14 protein-coding genes and 1 pseudogene are annotated in these 16,481 nt (G+C 64.9%); 12 read left to right on the top strand and 3 right to left on the bottom strand.

The window, feature by feature from the left end; all coding sequences use genetic code 11:
• Positions 1-39: 39 nt before the first annotated feature.
• From phnG to HWY30_RS27095, 7 genes are read left to right on the top strand one after another with little or no spacing between them, the layout of a single operon-like run.
• Positions 40-555 carry a phosphonate C-P lyase system protein PhnG gene (gene phnG / locus HWY30_RS27125; protein ID WP_090809519.1) on the top strand — a complete coding sequence of 172 codons (516 nt, stop codon included), beginning with the start codon at positions 40-42 and terminating at the stop codon, positions 553-555.
• On the top strand, positions 555-1,166 hold the full coding sequence (gene phnH / locus HWY30_RS27120; RefSeq protein ID WP_090809517.1) for a phosphonate C-P lyase system protein PhnH: 612 nt from the start codon (positions 555-557) through the stop codon (positions 1,164-1,166). The genes phnG and phnH overlap by 1 nt, the downstream gene beginning before the upstream one ends.
• Positions 1,166-2,302, top strand: coding sequence for a carbon-phosphorus lyase complex subunit (locus HWY30_RS27115; RefSeq protein ID WP_090809515.1), 1,137 nt, complete (start codon positions 1,166-1,168; stop codon positions 2,300-2,302). Before phnH ends, HWY30_RS27115 begins: the two co-directional genes overlap by 1 nt.
• Entirely contained in the window at positions 2,299-3,237 is a 939-nt protein-coding gene (locus HWY30_RS27110; RefSeq protein ID WP_090809513.1) for an alpha-D-ribose 1-methylphosphonate 5-phosphate C-P-lyase PhnJ, read from the top strand. The genes HWY30_RS27115 and HWY30_RS27110 overlap by 4 nt, the downstream gene beginning before the upstream one ends.
• Positions 3,234-4,004, top strand: coding sequence for a phosphonate C-P lyase system protein PhnK (gene phnK / locus HWY30_RS27105; RefSeq protein ID WP_090809511.1), 771 nt, complete (start codon positions 3,234-3,236; stop codon positions 4,002-4,004). Before HWY30_RS27110 ends, phnK begins: the two co-directional genes overlap by 4 nt.
• 8 nt (positions 4,005-4,012) lie before the next feature.
• The gene (gene phnL, locus HWY30_RS27100) at positions 4,013-4,789 is read left to right on the top strand and encodes a phosphonate C-P lyase system protein PhnL (RefSeq protein ID WP_090809509.1); all 777 of its coding nucleotides are present in this window, start codon (positions 4,013-4,015) and stop codon (positions 4,787-4,789) included.
• Positions 4,790-4,825: 36 nt separating this feature from the next.
• Positions 4,826-5,959, top strand: coding sequence for an alpha-D-ribose 1-methylphosphonate 5-triphosphate diphosphatase (locus HWY30_RS27095; protein ID WP_090809508.1), 1,134 nt, complete (start codon positions 4,826-4,828; stop codon positions 5,957-5,959).
• A gap of 26 nt (positions 5,960-5,985) precedes the next feature.
• Here HWY30_RS27095 and HWY30_RS27090 read toward each other — a convergent pair.
• The 3 genes and pseudogenes from HWY30_RS27090 to HWY30_RS27080 all read right to left on the bottom strand — a co-directional run.
• Positions 5,986-6,183, bottom strand: a pseudogene (locus tag HWY30_RS27090) (FCD domain-containing protein); the annotation flags it as partial.
• Positions 6,184-6,214: 31 nt separating this feature from the next.
• Positions 6,215-8,053 carry a diguanylate cyclase domain-containing protein gene (locus tag HWY30_RS27085; RefSeq protein WP_090810479.1) on the bottom strand — a complete coding sequence of 613 codons (1,839 nt, stop codon included), beginning with the start codon at positions 8,051-8,053 and terminating at the stop codon, positions 6,215-6,217.
• Positions 8,053-9,294, bottom strand: coding sequence for an extracellular solute-binding protein (locus tag HWY30_RS27080; protein ID WP_425199404.1), 1,242 nt, complete (start codon positions 9,292-9,294; stop codon positions 8,053-8,055). The genes HWY30_RS27085 and HWY30_RS27080 overlap by 1 nt, the downstream gene beginning before the upstream one ends.
• Positions 9,295-9,946: 652 nt before the next feature.
• Between HWY30_RS27080 and HWY30_RS27075 the strand changes: the two genes are divergently transcribed.
• From HWY30_RS27075 to HWY30_RS27055, 5 genes are all read left to right on the top strand, one after another.
• Entirely contained in the window at positions 9,947-10,729 is a 783-nt protein-coding gene (locus HWY30_RS27075) for an ABC transporter substrate-binding protein (RefSeq protein ID WP_090809506.1), read from the top strand.
• 266 nt (positions 10,730-10,995) lie between these two features.
• Positions 10,996-12,111, top strand: a complete 1,116-nt coding sequence (locus HWY30_RS27070; RefSeq protein WP_090809504.1) for a succinylglutamate desuccinylase/aspartoacylase family protein — start codon at positions 10,996-10,998, stop codon at positions 12,109-12,111.
• 329 nt (positions 12,112-12,440) lie between these two features.
• The gene (locus HWY30_RS27065) at positions 12,441-13,619 is read left to right on the top strand and encodes a porin (protein WP_090809502.1); all 1,179 of its coding nucleotides are present in this window, start codon (positions 12,441-12,443) and stop codon (positions 13,617-13,619) included.
• A gap of 363 nt (positions 13,620-13,982) precedes the next feature.
• Positions 13,983-15,275 (top strand): MFS transporter, encoded by a 1,293-nt coding sequence (locus tag HWY30_RS27060; protein ID WP_090809498.1) that lies wholly within the window; start codon positions 13,983-13,985, stop codon positions 15,273-15,275.
• Between the two features lie 43 nt (positions 15,276-15,318).
• Entirely contained in the window at positions 15,319-16,374 is a 1,056-nt protein-coding gene (locus tag HWY30_RS27055; RefSeq protein WP_090809496.1) for a serine hydrolase domain-containing protein, read from the top strand.
• Positions 16,375-16,481: the final 107 nt, after the last annotated feature.

Raw genomic sequence — 16,481 nt, 5'->3', positions numbered from 1 at the left:
ATGCTTCAATGTCCACTCGCTGGATCGACAGGAAATCCGATGAGCCCGAGTTCCGTTCCGCCCCGTCCATCTTCTTCGCCGTTGCCGGCCGTGTCTTCGGCGGCGCGGCGCGCCTGGATGGCCGTGCTGGCGCGCACGCCGCGCGCCGACCTCGAAGCCGCGCTGCAGCGCGCGCTGCAAGGCCGCCCCACCCCCGCCTACGACTGGCTGCGCCCCCCTGAAATCGGCCTCGCGATGGTGCGCGGGCGCATCGGCGGCAGCGGCGATCCGTTCAATCTCGGCGAAGCCACGGTTACGCGCGCCACGCTGCGTCTGCATGCGAGCGGCGACGCCGAAGCCACCGTCGGCGTCGCCTGCCATCTGGGACGCGACCGCCGTCGCGCCGAACTTGCCGCGCTCGCCGATGCCTTGCTGCAGATGCCCGAGCATCACGACAGCCTGCATCGTCGATTGATCGAGCCATTCGCCGCGCAACAGCAGGCCCGGGGCGCGCAACAGCAACAGGACGTCGCGGCGACGCGCGTCGAATTCTTCACGATGGTGCGAGGCGACTGATGGAACGTTCACCGATTGCGTTGTCCACGCTGACGCCGGGTTTCGCGGACCCGGTCCACGATACCCAGGCCGTGTTTCGCACGCTGCTCGACGCGTTGTCGCGGCCCGGCACGATCGGCGTGATCCGCGACGTGCTGCCCGAGTTGCGCAACACGCCGGTCGAACCCGCCGCGTTTGCCGCACTGCTGACGCTCTGCGACTACGCGACGCCGGTGTGGCTCGCGCAGCCTGATCCCGCGCTCGCGTCGGCGTTGCGTTTTCATACCGGCGCGCCGCTCGTCGATGCGCCCGGCAACGCCGCGTTCGCGTATGTGCACGATGCCGACGCGTTGCCATCGCTCGAAAGCTTCGCGCCCGGCAGCGCCGAGTCACCGGAACAATCGGCCACGTTGCTGATCCGCGTCGACGCGCTGACGGGCGGCGCAGCGGTCACGCTGAGCGGCCCCGGCATTCTGGATGCCGAAACGATTTCGCCGGTCGGTCTTCCCGCGCGGTTCTGGCAAGAACGCGCAATGCTCGCGCCGCTGTTTCCGTGCGGCATCGACTGTTATCTGGTTTGCGGCCCGCGCGTGATCGGCCTGCCGCGCACAACCGAAGCGAAGGTGAACTGATGTACGTTGCCGTCAAAGGTGGAGAACGCGCGATCGAAGCGTCGTGGCGCCTGCTCGACAAAGCGCGCCGCGGCGATACGCGAATCGCCGAACTGAGCGTCGCGCAGATTCGCGAGCAGTTGCGGCTCGCGGTCGCACGCGTGATGACCGAAGGCTCGGTCTACGACGAGGAGCTTGCGGCGCTCGCAATCAAGCAGGCGGCCGGCGATCTGGTCGAGGCGATTTTCCTGCTGCGCGCGTATCGCACCACGTTGCCGCGCTTCGGCTATACGCGCGCCATCGATACCGAAACGATGCAGGTCGAGCGACGCATCTCGGCGACGTTCAAGGACCTGCCCGGCGGCCAGTTGCTCGGCGCGACCTATGACTACACGCAGCGTCTGCTCGATTTCGCGTTGCTGGCCGATGGTGAGGACGCGCAGCAAGACGTGACGCGGGGCAGCGGGCCGGTTCCGCAAGAGCCGCCCGAGGCGGAATCGATGCCGCGCGTCGTGTCGCTGCTCGACAAGGAAGGCCTGATCGAACAGGAGCGCCCGACACCCGACGGCGCGGAACCCGGCGACCTGTCGCGTGAACCGCTCGCGTTTCCGGCGAGCCGCGCGACGCGTCTGCAAAATCTCGCGCGTGGCGACGAAGGCTTTCTGCTCGCGATGGGCTATGCGACGCAACGCGGCTACGCGCACTCGCATCCGTTCGCCGGCGAGATCCGCTTCGGCACGATCGCGGTCGAGATGGACCTCGACGAACTCGGCGAAGCGGTCGACATCGGCGATATCGACATCACCGAATGCCAGATGATCAACCAGTTCGCGGGCAGCGGCACGGTGCCGCCGACCTTCACGCAGGGCTACGGCCTCGCGTTCGGCCACTCGGAGCGCAAGGCGATGGCGATGGCGCTCGTCGATCGCGCGTTGCGTGCCGAAGAACTCGGCGAGACGCTCGCGTCACCGACGCAGGACATCGAATTCATGCTGTCGCATAGCGACAACGTCGAGGCGTCGGGCTTCGTGCAGCACCTGAAGCTGCCGCATTACGTCGACTTCCAGGCGGAGCTGGAACTGGTGCGGCGTTTGCGCGCGCAGCATCACAGCAACGATGAAACAAGCCGCGCCACCGACAAGGAGCAGGCAGCATGAACGCGCCCGACACCGCTGTTGCCAATACCTCATACGACACCGCCGCGCACGGCTACAACTTTGCGTATCTCGACGAGCAGACCAAGCGCATGCTGCGCCGCGCGCTGCTGAAGGCAGTCGCCGTGCCGGGCTACCAGGTGCCGTTCGCGTCGCGCGAAATGCCGCTGCCGTATGGCTGGGGCACCGGCGGCATCCAGGTGACGGCCGCGATCATCGGCAGGACGGACACGCTGAAGGTCATCGATCAGGGTTCCGACGAAACCACCAACGCCGTCAACATCCGCCGCTTCTTCGCGCGCACCACGGGGGTGGCGACCACGCGGCACACGAGCGAAGCGACGATCATCCAGACGCGGCACCGGATTCCCGAAACGCCGCTGACCGAGCGGCAGATCCTCGTCTATCAGGTGCCGATGCCCGAGCCGCTGTACCGGCTCGAGCCGCGCGTCGCCGAATGCAAGAAGCTGCATGCGCTCGCCGATTACGGGCTGATCAGCGTGAAACTGTACGAGGACATCGTGCATCACGGCAGCATCGCGACCACGTACGACTACCCGGTGGTCGTCAATCATCGCTATCTGAGCTCGCCGTCGCCGATCCCGAAGTTCGACAATCCGAAGATGCATATGAACGCCGCGCTGCAACTGTTCGGCGCGGGCCGCGAGCGCCGCATTCACGCGATTCCGCCTTATACGCCGGTGCGCAGCCTCGACTTCGACGATCATCCGTTCGAAGTGCAGAAGTGGCAGCACGCGTGTGCGCTGTGCGGATCGAAGGAAAGCTTTCTCGACGAGATGATCGTCGACGATGCGGGCACGCGCATGTTCGTGTGCTCGGACAGCGACTACTGTCACGGGCGGCGCGGCGATGGCGACGACGCTATCGAAGCGCAAGCGCCGCTGCCCCACGCCACGCGCGAAGGAGAATCCGCATGACGCCGCTTCTGAGCGCACGCGCGCTCACCAAACAATATGGCGGCCGCAACGGTTGCCGCAACGTGAGTTTCGATCTGTATCCGGGCGAAGTGCTGTGCATCGTCGGTGAATCGGGTTCGGGCAAGACCACGCTGCTCAACACGCTGGCGCTGAAGACCGAGGCCGATAGCGGCTCGCTGCACTACACCGCGTCGCATGGCGACTCGCTCGATCTGCGCGCGCTGTCCGAGCCGCGCCGCCGTCTGCTGACGCGCACCGAGTGGGGCTTCGTGCAGCAGAATCCGCGCGATGGCCTGCGCAGCGGCGTATCGGCCGGCGCCAACATCGGCGAGCCGTTGATGGCGGTCGGCGCGCGCCACTACGGCGAAATTCGCCGCACAGCCACGCAATGGATGGAGCACGTCGAGCTCGACCCCACTCGCATCGACGAATTCCCCGCCGCGTTTTCGGGCGGTATGCAGCAACGTCTGCAGATCGCGCGCAATCTCGTCACCGGTCCGCGTCTGGTGTTCATGGACGAACCGACCGCCGGTCTCGACGTGTCCGTGCAGGCGCGTCTGCTCGATTTGCTGCGCACGCTGAGCTCGACGCTGCATCTGTCGGTGCTGATCGTCACGCACGATATCGGCGTCGCGCGTCTGCTCGCGCATCGGCTGATGGTGATGCAGGCGGGCGAAGTCGTCGAGGCGGGTCTGACCGATCAGGTGCTCGACGATCCGCAGCACCCGTATACACAAACGCTGGTTTCCTCGGTTCTGCCGGTTTGAGGCTCACGATGCAATCCACTGAGGTAGTCATTGACGCACGCAGCGATGCACGCCACGGCGAGCGCGCTTTCGCCGACAACGCGGCGCTGATGCTGCGCGCCGTCGGCATCGGCAAGACTTTCACGCTGCACGGCCAGGGCGGGGTGCGGATCGACGCGCTCGCGAACGTGTCGCTCGAGGTCGAGCGCGGTGAATGCGTGGTGCTGGTCGGGCCGTCGGGTGCGGGCAAGAGCACGCTGCTGCGCTGTCTGTACGGCAACTATCTCGCGAGCACCGGCTCGATCGCGATTCGCGACACCAGCGATCACGGCCGGCCCATTGCAATCACCCGTGCCGAACCGCGTGACATACTGCGGCTGCGCCGTCGCGTGGTCGGCTATGTGAGCCAGTTTTTGCGCGTGATCCCGCGCGTGCCGACGCTTGCGCTCGTCGCCGAGCCGCTGGTCTTGGACGGCGTCGCCGAACCTGAAGCCAGCGCGCGCGCCGCTGAATTGCTGGCGCGGCTCAACGTGCCCGAGCGTTTGTGGTCCCTCGCGCCCGCGACGTTTTCGGGCGGCGAGCAGCAACGCGTGAACATCGCGCGAGGTTTGATCGCCGAACATCCGCTGTTGCTGCTCGACGAACCGACCGCTTCGCTCGATGCGGAAAACCGCGACGTTGTGGCCGATCTGATCGTCGAGGCGCGCGAGCGCGGCGCGGCGATCGTTGGTATCTTTCACGACGAAGAGACCCGCAACAAGGTCGCGACGCGCCGCCTGGAACTGCGGCCGCCGCTGCGGCACTAAATTGACACCAGTCCCGACTGACTACGGAGCAAGTCGATGTTGATCAGCAACACTCGCATCGTGACGCGAGACGAAGAATTCATTGGCACCGTGCGCGTGGAAGACGGCGTGATTCGCGACGTCGAACGCGGCGCGGGTTTGGCGCGCGACGCCGAAGACTGGGACGGCGATTATCTGCTGCCCGGTCTGATCGAACTGCATACGGACAACCTCGAGAAGCACCTCGTGCCGCGTCCCGGCGTCGAATGGAATACCGACGCGGCCTTCGTGATTCACGACGCGCAGGTCGCCGCAGCCGGCATCACGACGGTATTCGACGCGCTCGCCATCGGCTCGCGCTCGAGCGTTGGGCTGCGTAACCGCGACGTGCAAACGCAATGCGCCGGTTCGCTGCTGCGGCTGTCCACGCGTCGACTACTGCGCGCCGAGCACTTTCTGCATCTGCGCTGCGAGATCGCGACCGCCGACGTGCTCGAGGTATTCGATTCGCTGTGCGCGCATCCGCTGCTGCGGCTCGCGTCGGTGATGGACCATACGCCGGGCCAGCGCCAATGGCACGACCGGGAGCAATGGCGCCGCTTCCAGGAACGCAACGGCAAGATGAGCGACGAGCGTGTCGCGAGCACGCTCGCCGAACTCGCGGTCGAACAGGAGCGTTACGCGGACGAGCACCGCCGCGAGATCGTCGCGCGTTGCCGGCGGCTCGGCATTCCGGTCGCGAGCCACGACGACACGCTGATCGAGCACGTCGAACAGGCGAAGGCCGAGGGCATCGTGCTCGCCGAATTCCCGACCACGCGGATCGCCGCGCAAGCCGCGCGCGAGCATGGCATCGCGACGATCATGGGCGCGCCGAACATCGTGCGCGGTGGCTCGCATTCGGGCAACGTGTCGGCGCTCGAACTCGCGCGCGCGGACCTGCTCGACATCCTGTCGTCGGATTACGTGCCGTCGAGCTTGCTGACCGCGGTGTTCGATCTCGTCGAAAAAGCGGGCTGGTCGCTGCCGCGCGCGATGGCAACGGTCTCTGCCGAGCCGGCGCGCACCGCCGGTCTCACGGACCGCGGCGCGATCGAGCCCGGCCTGCGCGCGGATTTCGTGCGCGTGACGATGCTCGACAAGCTGCCGGTGCCGCGCGCGACTTATCGCGCAGGGGTGCGGATCGTTTGAGTGGGCTGGTTGAGCGCGCCTGCGTCTCAGGTCGACAACGGCATACGCTCCGGCTCGTCGGCCTCGAACCACGCGGGATTGCGCTCGCCGATGAGGCCGAGCGACACGAGGATTTCGCGCAGATGGTGGCGCATCGCGTCTTCTGCGGCGCTCGGGTCGTGCGCGCGCAGTCCCGCCAGAATTTTCGCGTGCTGACGAATCAGCAGATCGAGCGGCGACACCTCGAAAACCCTCAGCGGCGCGGGTAAAACCGCGTCACGCGGTGGGCTCCGCCTCGCGCCCCTCGGTCGCATCGCGCGCGGCGTGCGCCTGGGCGAGCTGGGACTGGGCAGCCCTCGCCTGCCCAGCCTGTTCGTCGAGCCGCATGGCGAGCAGATCCTGATAGCGCAGATACGCGCAACGGCCCCCCGATTTCGCCGCATACATCGCGGCATCGGCGTTCAGCAGCAGTTCCTCGGCATTGCCGCTGTCGTGCGGGAACTCGCTGATGCCGATGCTCGCGCCGACCGTCATGCTATTGCCGTCGACGGTCAGCGTTTCGTTCAGCGCGTCCATGATGCGCTCGGCGATTTCTGGCGTGACCTCGGCCGCGCGCTGCCCTTCGATCAGCACGATGAATTCGTCGCCGCCGAGCCGCGCGACCACGTCCCCGGCATACAGCACGTCCTTCAGACGGCGTGCGACCGCTACCAGCACCTTGTCGCCGACCGAGTGACCGAACTGATCGTTGATCTGCTTGAAGCGGTCGAGGTCGACGAACAGCACGGCGAGGCCTTCGCGGCGGAAGCTTGCCTCCTCGATCGCGTTCTCGAGCTTCTGCATGAACAGCATGCGGTTCGGCAAGCCGGTCAGCACGTCGTGCGAGGCCAGATGCACGAGCTCGCTCTGCTTGCTGTGCAGCGTATCCATCTGCGCGCGGATTTCGCAACGCAAACGCTCGAAGCAGCGCGCGAGCACGCCGATTTCGTCGGTGCGTTTGAGCGGCAAGGTGTGCATCGCGTGGTCGGCGAACAGGTGCGTCGCCGCATACGCGAGCAGATGCAGCGGTTTGGTCAGCGCTCGCGCGAACAGGATCGCCAGCAGTACCGACAATGCGCTGAACACCAGCACCATGCGAATGATCCGCGTGCCGAGCTGATTGGCGCCGGTCAGCACGTCCTCGAGCGGCTTCGCGAGACCGAGCACGATGAAGCGGTTGCCCTCGGAACCGCCGAACGGCCGCCGCACGAACGCGAGCACACGGCCGGCCGCCTCGCCGGGTCTGGCGAGACCGTTGATGAGCACCTCGCTTTGGCGTTGCTCGAACAGCTGCTTCGTGGCCGGGAAGCTGTCCTGCATCAGCACGCGCCGGCCGCGGTCGAAACCGAAGGTTTTCGACGCGTCGGGATGGATCAGGAAGTCGCCCCACTCGTTCGCCAGATAGACCTGATAGTCGCTCGGCAGATCGCTCTGTAAACGCCGCAGCATGCCGGCCAGATCGACATCGATTACGACGACGCCGACCACCGTGCCGCGCGCATCCGCGATCGGCGTGCCGAGACGCAGCGTCGGCTTGCCTTGCGCCGCATGCGTGCCGGATTCGTGATTGACCGAAATCGGCGACGTGTAGATGCGGCCCGGCGAAAACGCGAGCGTTTCGAATACGTAGGGAAACTGAGCTTTTTCCTGCAAATCGTCACCCTCTACACGCACGAGGCCATCGCTGTCGCGATCGAAACGGATCAGTTCGAGACCGTGATGCTGCCGCGTGATCAGCCGCACCTGCAGATACTCCGGGTGGTGCAGCATGAAGCTCGAATACACCTGCGCGAGCCGCTCGCGGCCGAGGTTCGGGCCGATACCGTCGTCGGTCTGCGCGACGCTCACCGACGACGGCATCGTCGCGAGCACGAGCGCGTCCGCCGCGACGTCGTCGATCGATACCGCGATGCGCTGGCCGAGCAGCTCCGTCGACGTCTGCAGGCTGTGCTCCGCTTCGTTGACCAGCATCGTGCGATTCGCGCGATACGCGTAATAGCCGGTCGCGCCCGACGCCAGCACGCCGATGCACGCGAGCAGCACGGATAGCTTGAAGGTCAGGCCGCGATGCAGCATCAGAAGCGCTCCGAACGGTCGCCCGACACGATGCGCGTCCACAGTTGCTCGCGGCGCTCGATATCTTCCACCGGACTGATCCAGACGATGTGCGCGTTGGCGCTGCCTTCGGCCGGCTCGGTCAGCGTGTTCGCGAGCCCCTGGCGCTGTGTCAGCAACGCGCTCACGCTCGGCTCGAGCATGTAGTTGATCCATGCGAGCGCAAGCGGCTGGTCGCTCGCCGCGCGCGTCATCGACCAGCAATCGAGCCACGCGAGCGCGCCTTCGTCCGGAATCACGTAGCCGACGTCGGCGCCCGCGCGCCGCAGCAACTGCACCTGCTGCGTGCCGTAGTTGCCGAACATCAACGCGACCTTGTGCTGGATGAAGAATGCGGTCGCCTCTTCGGGCAGCGTGTAGTAGGTCAGCAGGTTGCGGCGCAGATCGACGAGCTTGTGCGCGATCGTGCGCATCTGCGCGGGGTCGAGTTGAAACGGATGCGGATAGCCGAGCGCAAGCGCGGTGAACGAGAAGTTGTGCTGCGCGCTATTGAAGTCGAGCACCTTGCCACGATAGCGCGGGTTCCACAGTTCGAGCATCGAATGCGGCGCAACCGGAATCTGCTTGCGATCGTAGATGAGTCCCATCGACGAATACGTGAACGGAATCGCGTATACCTTGCCCGCCGAGGTCAGGCCGTCGATCGAGCCGAGCGCCTGGAAACGCGGCAACTGCTTCTTCGTATTCGGCAGACTCGCGAGATCGAGCGGCGCGAGCAGATTCGCCTGCGTATAGCGGCGGATTTCGGCGGTGTTGGCGGCGAGTACGTCGAACGGCGGCGCGCCCTTGCTGTGCATCTGCGCCCACAGCGCCTCATCGGAATCGACGAGCGTGACCTCGACCTTCGCGCCGTAGCGCGCTTCGAACGCCTTCACGACGTCCGGGTCCGCATAGCCGGGCCATGCGAGAACGTGCAGCACTTTCTCGGCGGCCGCTGCGGGCGTCGCCGCGCCGAAACCCGCGCACAGCAATGCGCCTATCAGAACGCGCGACACGCGGGGCAAAACCCCGGAAAAAACGTCGCACGCAAATCCGGATGAGCCAATCGATGAAAATCCCGATGTAACGCTCGACAAAAAACCGTCAAAAATCCGGCGCTGCAATAATGCCGCGCGAGCCCGCACGCCGGTGCTCGCGATTCGTCGCTTGAAAGTCTGTTTACAACGGCCTGTTCGATCCGCCGTGAACAACATCGTGTGCATGCATAACACCGTTGAGCAGAAAGGCCATGTGAGCGAGCGCAAACGCGCGGAATTTGAATCTTGACGGCGGTCCGACGACCTGCGCCCGAGCGATCCCCGCCTGCGCGGGCGGCCGGCGTCCAACGCAGGGAGCATCGATGATAGCGCCAAAGCCTTTGTTTTTGCACCGGTTCGAAACGGCCGGGCAAAAATATCGGTGTTGGTAATAACGTGCAAGGCAATAGCCTCGAGGCCGTTCTTAATTAACGGCAAATTCAGCCGCGAGCTTTAACGATCCGTCCACGTTTCAAACTCGCGTTTCAAACCGGTTTTCGGCGAACTCGCGAGAAAACCGGCGTAAATCCCAGTCGATTACGCTCGCCGGCCCTTCGTATTACCGCTCGTGCATTGCATCCGCGTTACGCAAACCCTACCAACGGTGTACGATCCGGTCACACCGGCTGGGGCGCAAGCGTTGCTCTAGAGGGCCTCCTCCCGCGCCATCCGGTGTTTTACTAGCTTCCCAATATTTTTGAACTGATAAGCTTGGCGCGCGTTGCAGGCCACCCCCGGCTTGCATCCTGACCAGAAGCCCGTTTGCGAGACGCGCCGGGCGTCCCAAGGCGGCACAACCGCCGAGGGCGTAATTGAACTACACCGAGGAGTAAAAACAGTGAAAAAACTGCTAGCGGCTTTGACGGTTGCTCTGCTTGCCACCGTCTCGATTGGCGCACACGCTAAAGATTGGTCGACGATCCGTTTTGGTGTTGATGCCAGCTATCCCCCGTTCGAGTCGAAAGGCGCGGACGGCAAGCTCGTTGGCTTCGATATCGACCTCGGCAACGAAATCTGCAAGCGCGTCGGTGCGAAGTGCGTGTGGGTGGAAAACGACTTCGACGGCATGATCCCGGCACTGAAGGCGAAGAAGTTCGACGGCGTGCTGTCGTCGATGTCGATGACGCCGCAACGCGCCGAACAGATCGCTTTCTCGTCGAAGCTGTTCAATACGCCGACGCGCCTCGTCGCGAAGCAGGGCTCGGGCATCCTGCCGACCGCTGAATCGCTGAAGGGCAAGACGGTGGGCGTCGAACAGGGCACCATCCAGGAAACCTACGCGAAGACCTACTGGGAACCGGCGGGCGCGAAAGTCGTGGCGTATCAGAACCAGGACCAGGTCTACGCCGACCTGATCTCGGGCCGTCTGGACGCAGCGCTGCAAGACGCGGTGCAGGCTGACCAGGGCTTCCTGAAGACGCCGCGCGGCAAGGGCTTCGCGTTCGTCGGCAAGGACCTCGACGATCCGAAGATCCTCGGCAATGGCGCCGGCATCGGCATGCGCAAGGAAGACACCGATCTGAAGGTGAAGGTCGACAAGGCGATCGCCGACATGATCAAGGACGGCACCTACAAGAAGATCGAGAAGAAGTACTTCGACTTCAACGTGTACGGCAGCTAAATCGCCCACGCGCGCCGCACGGCGCGCCGGCAGCTTGTCCGAAACGGGCTCCGCGACGCGGAGCCCGTTTTGTTTTGCGGCTCCACATCTAGCCGCATCAAGCCACATCGTGTGGCATATCGGCTAAGATCGTGCGAGACGCGGCTCCCCTGAGACAGGTTGCCGCAGTCCGCGCATGCGGACCACGCGCGCTGCCGGCGCGCATCTTTCCCCTTGCAATCAACCACCTAGCGCGGCTGCTCCGAACGGGCCGCGAAGCCAAAACCATGCAAACCCAGACCCATCCGCTGATTGCCCCGTCGCTTGGCACCGCCCGTGAACTGACGAGTTTCCACTACGGTCCCGGCGGCGGCCAGAAAATCTATATCCAGTCGTCGCTGCATGCGGACGAACTGCCCGGGATGCTGGTGTCGTGGTCGCTGCGACGCAAGCTGGCCGCGCTCGAAGCCGCGGGCAAGCTGCGTGGCGAAGTCGTGGTCGTGCCGGTGCCGAATCCGATCGGCCTTAATCAGCATCTGCTCGGCCAGATGCTCGGCCGCTTCGAAACCGGCAGCGCGCAGAACTTCAACCGCAACTTCTACGACCTCGCGGAACTCGTGCAGCCGTTCATCGAATCGCGTCTGACCAGCGACATCGACGCGAACCGCGCCGCCATCCGCACGGCGATGCGCGAAGCGCTCGACGCGCAGCAGCCGACCACCGAACTCGGCTCGCAACGCCTCGCGCTGCAAAAGCTCTCGTACGACGCCGACGTCGTGCTCGATCTGCATTGCGACTGGGAAGCCGCGATGCACCTGTACACCAATCCGGACCTGTGGCCCGAAGTCGAGCCGCTCGCGCGCTACCTGGACGCGAAGGCGTCGCTGCTCGCGCTGAACTCGGTCGGCAATCCGTTCGACGAAATCCACAGCTTCTGCTGGTCGGATCTGCGCGGCCGTTTCGGCGAGCGCTTCCCGATCCCGAACGGCGGCATCTCGGTCACGATCGAGCTGCGCGGCCAGCGCGATGTGTCGTACGAACTCGCGGAAAAAGACGCGCAGGCGATCATCGAGTATCTGACCTCGCGCGGCGTGGTCGACGGCGAGCCGGCGCCGATGCCGGCGCTCGAATTCGCGGCGACGCCGCTCGCGGGCGCCGAGCCGCTCGTCGCGCCGATCAGCGGCGTGCTCGTCTATCGCTGCGAGGTCGGCACGTGGGTGGACGTGGGCCAGCAAATCGCGGACATCGTCGATCCGTTGACGGACCGCGTCGTCACGATCAAAAACACCGTGGCCGGCGTGCTGTACGCGCGGCATCTGGCGCGTTTCGCGACGGCCGGCCTCGAATTCGCGCGCATCGCCGGCCAGACGCCGTTCCGCAGCGGCTCGTTGCTGAGCAACTGACCCCAGAGCCGCTGCGACCGTCGCTGCTGTCGCGGCCGGCCATGTAACTGAATTTTCACGCACCAGCTGAAATAACCGATCGCCCGCCGCCAGGCGGGCGATTCGCTGCCACGCGTCCAGCCTCGCTCCAGGGTCGACCGACCCGCCCCGCCACCGATACACCTGCCTCCGGTGCACACGCAAAGTGTCGCGCCGACACGACACCGTGAAAATAATTTTTCAGTGTCACAGACCTTACTCAGCGTTCCCTTAAATTGCCGGCCATCGCGCGACGTTGCCGCAGAGCAGCGCGTCGCGATCGCCAAAATTTGCTAACCCGGAGAAGTATTTTGAACAAGAAAATCCTGACCGCCGCTACGCTTGCCGTCTTCGCCTCCGCCGCTCACGCACAAAGCAGCGTCACGCTGTACGGCCTGATCGATGCCGGTATCAGCTACGTGAACAACTCGAAAACGGCCACCGGCCACAGCAGCCTGACCAAGTACGACGACGGCGTCGCGAACGGCAGCCGTTGGGGCCTGCGTGGCACGGAAGACCTCGGTAACGGCCTGAAGGCGCTGTTCGTGTTGGAAAACGGCTTCAACAGCGGGAACGGCACCGCCGGCCAGGGCGGCGCGATGTTCGGGCGCCAGGCGTACGTCGGCGTGTCGCAGAACAACGTCGGTTCGCTGACGTTCGGTCGCCAGTACTCGTTCTCGACCGACTACCTCGGCTCCAACTACGCGACCGGCGGCCAGACCGTCGCGGGCAACTACGCTTACCACATCAACGACGTCGACCAGCTGACGTCGAGCCGTATCAACAACTCGGTCAAGTTCAGCAGCGCGAACTTCTCCGGCCTGACCTTCGGCGCGATGTACGGCTTCTCGAACACGGCAGGCGGCTTTGCCGGCACGCCGGGTACGGGCACGTCCACTGCCCCGGTGGCAGGTTCGTCGCGCGCTTACAGCTTCGGCGCGAACTACGCGAACGGCCCGTTCGGTATCGGCGCGGCGTACACGGACATCCGTTATCCGGGCCAGGCATCGCCGGCCTTCTCGACTTCGCTGGCAAACGTCAGCTTCCCGACGATCGGCAACGGCCAGATCCAGGATCTGCGCACGTTCGGCGTTGGCGGCCGTTACGGATTCGGCCCGGCGACGCTGTGGGCCCTGTACACGAACACGCGCCTTGCACCGATCTCGGGTGGGTCGACCACGTTCGCCGCCTATGAAGCAGGCGCGAAGTACGCGGTCACGCCGGCTATCACGGCAGGCGCGGGCTACACGTACATGCACCTGAGCGGCGCGAACGTCGGTCACTGGAACCAGGTGGACCTGAGCGGCGACTACGCGCTGTCGAAGCGCACGGACGTGTACGTGCTCGGCATCTATCAGATCGCGTCGGGCCGCAACGGCACGCAGGATCTGCAGGCACAGATCGGTTCGAGCACGAGCTACTTCAGCACGTCGGGCGTCGGCGCCGACAACCAGCTGGCGTTCCGTGTCGGTCTGCGTCACAAGTTCTAAGCAGACGGTTCGCGGTGGGGAACACCTGTGTTCCCTGCCTGATTGAATCGATGGAAAGCGCCCTGCGGGGCGCTTTTTCTTTTGCGGCGCGAAATCGGTCGAGCAACGCCGGATTCTCGATCGCGCCCGTCAGCAATTCGACGAACGCCGGATCGAACGCGAGGCCTTCGAGACTGCATGCGATATCGAATAGCTGGGTCAGCTCGATTCCGCTTTGCCGTTTCGGCAACGATATCTGCCAAATATTGTAATTGTCTATAAATATCGTCCACCCCAACATCGGGTCACACGCTTCGATCCCGCGCCCGCGCCGCTCACGCGACACTGCCGGCGCGCCTCCCAATGCCGCCAGAGGACTTCGTCATGAGCATGGACTCCGTCACCACCGCCGACGCGCTCGCGCGGCACACTTCGCGCTCGAGCGTATCGCGGCTGATTCTCGCGACCTCGATCGGCAACGCACTGGAGTTCTACGATCTGGTCGTGTACGGCTACTTCGCGGCCGTGCTGTCGCGCACGTTTTTTCCGGTGCACGACCGCACCGTATCGCTGCTGCTCACGCTCGGCACCTTCGCGCTGTCGTATCTCGCGCGACCGATCGGCGCGCTCGCGCTCGGCTCGTTCAGCGACCGCAAAGGCCGCAAGGCATCGTTGACGCTATCGATTGCGATGATGACGCTCGGCACCAGCATGATCGCGTTGATGCCGTCGTATGCGGCGATCGGCGTGCTCGCGCCGATTGGCGTATTCGCGTCGCGGCTGTTGCAGGGATTCTCGGCGGGCGGCGAGTTCGGCAGTTCGACCGCGTTTCTGATCGAACATGCGCCGGAGCGCAAAGGCTTCATGGCGAGCTGGCAGTTCTCGAGCCAGGGCGCGAGCACGGTGCTGGCGTCGCTGTTCGGCGCGGTGTTGACGAGCACGCTGACGACCGCGCAACTCGAAGGCTGGGGCTGGCGCATTCCGTTCCTGTTCGGCATGCTGATCGGTCCGGTCGGGCTCTACATTCGCCGCCGCATCGACGAAACGCCGGAGTTCGAGCGCGCGGAAAAATCCGCCGCGCCGGTGCGAGAACTACTCGCGACGCAAAAGGAACGGGTGCTCGTGTCGATCGGCGTGCTCGTGCTGACCACCACGGCCAACTACATGCTGCTCTACATGCCGACCTACGCGGCGCGGCAGCTCGGACTCGCACCGTCGTCGGGCTTCATCGCGACGCTCGCGGCCGGTCTGATCATGATGATGCTCACGCCGCTCGTCGGTCATCTGTCCGACAAGGTAGGCCGCGTGCGCATCATGCTCGGCGCCGGCGTGCTGTTCTTCGCGACCGTGTATCCCGCCTTCGTGCTGATGAACGCGCGCCCGTCGCTCGGCTCGTTGCTTGCCGCGGTCACGTGGGTCGCGTTGCTGAAGGCGACCTACTTCGCGCCGATTCCGGCGTTGATGTCCGAGTTGTTCCCGACCCGCACGCGCACGACCGGCATGGCGTTCGGCTACAACATCGGCACCACCGTGTTCGGGGGCTTCACGCCGCTCGCCGTTGCCGCGCTGATCGCGGCGACCGGCAATAATCTCGCGCCCGGACTCTATCTGATGCTCGCGGCCGTGCTCAGCCTTTTCACCGTGATGTGGGCACGCGTGCGACTGCACGCACGCTGAGTCTCTGCCTCGCGGGCTTCGTTGAACCGACAGGAACTTATCCATGCAAGACCGTTTGCAGCAAGCCGTGCAGTTCGCGGTGGATCATGAATCGCTTTGGGACCGCCATGTGAGTGGCGCATGGGGTGTGCACGTAAACGACCCGCCGCCGTGGAACAGGCTGCTCGGTCCCGTGCATGATCGCGGGCCGGTGTCGGGCGCGATCGCCGTCGACGGCCGCGTGCTGACGAGCTGGGGCGAACCGGATCGCGCCGACCTGACCTTCAGTGTCGCGAAGATGTACCTCGCGCTGCTGGCCGGCGTCGCTCACGATCGCGGCCTGTTGCCCGAGCTCGACGAACCGGTGCGCGTGCGCGTACCCGACATCGGCTTCGACGATGAACACAACGCGCCGATCAGCTGGGCGCATCTACTGCAGCAAACGAGCGAATGGCGCGGCACGTACTTCGGTTTGTCGGATCAGGCGGATCACTACCGTGCGGTCAATTTCGCCGCGCCGCCCGACGGCAAAAAAGGCGATCTGCGTCCGCCGCAACGGCCGGGCACGTACTGGGAATACAACGACGTCCGCATCAACCAGTTCTCGCTCGCGCTGCTGCATCTGTTCCGTCAGCCGCTGCCCGATGTGTTTCGCGAAGCGATCATGCGGCCTTCGGGGGCGAGCGAAAACTGGCAATGGGTCGGCTACGACAATGCGTGGGTCGAAATCGACGGGCGACGCATGCAGTCGGTGCCGGGCGGCACGCACTGGGGCGGCGGCGTATCGGTCAGCGCGAACGATCAGTTGAAGGTCGCACAGATGCTGCTCAACGACGGCGTCGCGAACGGCCAGCGCGTGCTGTCGTCCGAATGGATCGCGCGCATGCGCACGCCGTGCGCGATCGCGCCGTTCTATGGCTACCTCGTGTGGCTCAACACCGGGCGCAAGGTGTTCCCGAACGTGCCGGAGTCGAGCTATTTCGGTGTCGGTGCAGGCAGTTCGTTCACGTGGGTCGAACCGGAGCGGCGCATGACCGTGGTCGTGCGCTGGCTGAATCCGGCCGCAGCGAACGAGTTCTTCGGACTCGTGCTCGACGCGGTCGACAACCTCGGCCAATAGCCATTAGCGGCGCACCTTCCAAGGCAGCTGCGCCGCGAACGCCAACCACAGGTCATAAAAAAATGCGGGCGATGCACGAATGCATCGCCCGCACGGTCATGGGCCGA

Origin of the sequence: Paraburkholderia tuberum STM678, assembly GCF_902833905.1 — a bacterium.
GTDB classification, from domain to species: Bacteria; Pseudomonadota; Gammaproteobacteria; order Burkholderiales; family Burkholderiaceae; genus Paraburkholderia; species Paraburkholderia tuberum.
The sequence above is the reverse complement of the archived record's forward strand: the minus strand, read 5'-3'. Positions and strand labels throughout refer to the sequence as shown.

Excerpts from the sequence above, each read along its gene's own strand:
- phnL (WP_090809509.1), top strand. The coding sequence starts at position 4,013 with ATGCAATCCACTGAGGTAGTCATTGACGCACGCAGCGATGCACGCCAC.
- HWY30_RS27080 (WP_425199404.1), bottom strand. The coding sequence starts at position 9,294 with ATGCACACGATGTTGTTCACGGCGGATCGAACAGGCCGTTGTAAACAG.
- phnH (WP_090809517.1), top strand. The coding sequence starts at position 555 with ATGGAACGTTCACCGATTGCGTTGTCCACGCTGACGCCGGGTTTCGCG.
- HWY30_RS27115 (WP_090809515.1), top strand. The coding sequence starts at position 1,166 with ATGTACGTTGCCGTCAAAGGTGGAGAACGCGCGATCGAAGCGTCGTGG.
- HWY30_RS27110 (WP_090809513.1), top strand. The coding sequence starts at position 2,299 with ATGAACGCGCCCGACACCGCTGTTGCCAATACCTCATACGACACCGCC.
- phnK (WP_090809511.1), top strand. The coding sequence starts at position 3,234 with ATGACGCCGCTTCTGAGCGCACGCGCGCTCACCAAACAATATGGCGGC.
- HWY30_RS27055 (WP_090809496.1), top strand. The coding sequence starts at position 15,319 with ATGCAAGACCGTTTGCAGCAAGCCGTGCAGTTCGCGGTGGATCATGAA.
- HWY30_RS27095 (WP_090809508.1), top strand. The coding sequence starts at position 4,826 with ATGTTGATCAGCAACACTCGCATCGTGACGCGAGACGAAGAATTCATT.
- HWY30_RS27060 (WP_090809498.1), top strand. The coding sequence starts at position 13,983 with ATGAGCATGGACTCCGTCACCACCGCCGACGCGCTCGCGCGGCACACT.
- HWY30_RS27070 (WP_090809504.1), top strand. The coding sequence starts at position 10,996 with ATGCAAACCCAGACCCATCCGCTGATTGCCCCGTCGCTTGGCACCGCC.
- HWY30_RS27085 (WP_090810479.1), bottom strand. The coding sequence starts at position 8,053 with ATGCTGCATCGCGGCCTGACCTTCAAGCTATCCGTGCTGCTCGCGTGC.
- phnG (WP_090809519.1), top strand. The coding sequence starts at position 40 with ATGAGCCCGAGTTCCGTTCCGCCCCGTCCATCTTCTTCGCCGTTGCCG.